This is a genomic window from Chryseobacterium sp. VD8 (genome assembly GCF_037149975.1).
Taxonomy (GTDB): Bacteria; Bacteroidota; Bacteroidia; order Flavobacteriales; family Weeksellaceae; genus Chryseobacterium; species Chryseobacterium indicum.
On sequence record NZ_JBBCQL010000343.1, the window covers coordinates 1 to 3,132 of the forward strand.

Here is a 3,132-nt window from a genome sequence, read left to right on the forward strand (position 1 = left end):
GCCCTCGACAATCAATTTTACAAACAAATTATCTCTATAAAATATATGACTATCTTTAACTAAGATATAGTCTACCAAATCAAATAGAAATTTTTCATCACTCTTTATGATTTCTACTATTTTTTCAATTAAACTATCTTGAAAATCCTTACCATGAAAATCACTAAAGTTTAAATCAAAATTTTGATCAAATAAAATTTTCAAAAATGTTAGAAAATTTTCTTTTTTCTTTATTCTCAATGTCATTTTTTCTAGAATCCAAGATGTCCCTCTTATAGAATTATCTTTTATCCTTTCAGAAGAGATTTCATAAAGTTTGAAAAGACAATTCTTCAATATTGGGAAATTATCATCAACGTTTTCGAAATCAGATAGCATCATTACTATTTGATGATTTACATCTGGATCAAAATCATCCTTAAAAAAATCTACAATATTTTCAAATAAATGTTTGTCTTTTATGTGATAATCGCGATCTTTAAAACATCTTAAAGCATCATTTCTATATTCACGGTTTTCAAAGATTAAATCAATAATTATTTTTTTTAGATCTCCTTCCTTTTCACTTTCGTCCACATAACTTAGTAAGTCAATAGCAGAATAAACAGCTCTAAAATGCTCTTTTTTAACAATTGTATCTAAAAGAAATTCAACATCTGCAAACTCTGCTAACTTATTCATTGGAAACCTACGATTTCTCCCTAACCAAAATGTCTTTTCAAGTGTTATATCAGTAAAATATTTTTCGAAAATTTCTTTTTGTGTATATGGATTAAGCCTATCTTTTTCGGTGAGAAATAATATTTCAGGTTCATTATTTAATAACCAATCTTTGATAGTTTTAAATTTTGGCTCATCTAAAATGTTAAGTAGAAAACTTATTGTATTAAATAAGGCTGGTTTAGTTTTATTAACCTTTTCAATTTTTATAAAATCAATAATTTGATCCGTATTTAATTCAGCAATGTATTGTGCAGCGATAAATTCCTGATAGTTTTTATGCCTAAAAGTAAAGCTTGTTGATTCAGGATTTTTTTCAATAAAAGAGATTTTTTCAATAATATATTTTTCTTTTTTACCTAACAATCGGTACAAATCCATTTCTTCAATGCCATTTTTCTGCATCAGTTCATTTGTAATTGCTATTTTTTGCAGTGTTTTGGAAATATGTATTAAATCGATCTGATCACTTTTAATAAATTTTTCTTTATTCAAAAGCTGTAATTCCTGATTTATAGATAATTCGAATGCTTCAGCAATATTATTCGGAAATCTATTATTTTTCATGTAAAACTTTCCGAATAAACTTAGATTAAATGGGTTTTCTAAAAAAACTCTATACCTATTTAAGTCGCTATAAGAAATATCAATATTGAAATTATTTTTTAAAATACTTGCTATTTGTTTATCTCTCAAATTCTCTAAATAAAAGTATTCAAAACCCTCAATCTTTACCAAATACTTTTCATATATATTTGTTCTACAGCTTATAACTACTTTTATATTTCGATCATCATGTCTTTCTAAAAATAGTTCTAATTCTGAGATAAAATCTTGAATATCTGGAATCTCATCTAATCCATCAATAATAAAACAAATCTTATCTAAGTTTTCCCATTCTTTATATTTTATCAGTTTATCAATATTGTCATTACTTCTAAAATTCTTTATGTATAAGAAAAATGGAATTAACTCTGTATTTTTCTTTTCAAGCCATAAATTATTAAAAAGATTTTCTAATTCTTTAGTTTTTCCTATTCCCGGATTTCCTAATAATACAATGTTTCCTTTACTAATAAGAATATCTTTTAATTTTACTCCCTGTTCTTTGTCTTCTTTTAACCAGAAAATTCTGGATTCTGAATCATAATCTGTACCTGTTCTTATAAAGCGCTCCTCATGTTTATATTCTTTTATCTTCTTGCTTGTAGTGAATTTACTAATATCAAGACTATCCAATTCCTTCATCTTATGATTACAATTATTATACTTTCCATAAAAATAAAAAAAGGAATCTGCATTCACAAATTCCTTTATATAATTAAATTGATTATCAATTACTCCAGTTCCCTCTTCAAAAACTTCCCCGTCAGACTCTTCTTCGACTTCACAATTTCCTCAGGTGTTCCCTGCGCAACGATCTGTCCGCCGTGTTTTCCGCCTTCAGGACCAACGTCGATGATATGATCGGCTAACTTGATCACATCCATATTATGTTCGATGATGATGAAAGAATTTCCCAATTCCACCAACTGGTTAATCGCATCCATTAAGATTTTCACATCTTCAAAATGCAGTCCTGTTGTGGGTTCGTCGAGAATATATAACGTGTTTCCGGTCTGTCTTTTTGCCAGTTCTGTGGCTAATTTAATACGCTGCGCTTCTCCTCCCGAAAGTGTGGTCGACTGCTGTCCCAACGTAATATAACCTAAACCGACATCCTGCAGCGTTTTCACCTTCGCAAAAATCTTCGGAATCGGCTGGAAAAATTCCACCGCTTCATCAATCGTCATATCTAGCACATCGGAAATCGATTTTCCTTTGTAGCGCACTTCAAGGGTTTCCCTGTTGAAACGCTTTCCGTTGCAGGTTTCACAATGAACGTATACATCCGGCAAAAAGTTCATTTCAATCACTTTCAAACCGCCTCCCTGACAAGTTTCGCATCTTCCGCCTTTTACATTGAAAGAAAATCTTCCAGGCTTGTAACCTCGGATCTTGCTTTCCGGCAATTCGGCAAACAGATTTCGGATGTCGGTAAACATTCCGGTGTAGGTTGCAGGATTCGAGCGCGGCGTTCTTCCGATCGGAGTCTGGTCTACATCTACAATTTTATCGATGTGTTCAAGACCGTCTATTTTTTTGTACGGCAAAGGTTCCTGAACCGCTCTGTAAAAATGTTTATTTAAAATCGGATACAATGTTCCGTTGATAAGCGACGATTTTCCGCTTCCCGAAATCCCCGAAACCACGACCAGTTTTCCCAGAGGAATATCCAGCGTTACGTTTTTCAGGTTATTTCCGCTTGCTCCTTTTAAAACAATATTTTTTCCGTTTCCTTTACGTCTTTCCGCAGGAACTTCGATCTTTCTTTTTCCGTTAATATATTGTGCCGTAATAGTATCTGCTTTT

The 3,132-nt window shown here is 31.3% G+C and carries 1 protein-coding gene and 1 pseudogene; both read right to left on the reverse strand.

All coding sequences use genetic code 11. The features are described 5' to 3' along the window. On the reverse strand, positions 1-1,968 hold a 1,968-nt coding region (locus tag WFK35_RS21755; RefSeq protein ID WP_336734648.1), incomplete at its 3' end, for an NACHT domain-containing protein. Between the two features lie 89 nt (positions 1,969-2,057). Beyond that, positions 2,058-3,132 (reverse strand): annotated as a pseudogene (locus WFK35_RS21760) (excinuclease ABC subunit UvrA); the annotation flags it as partial.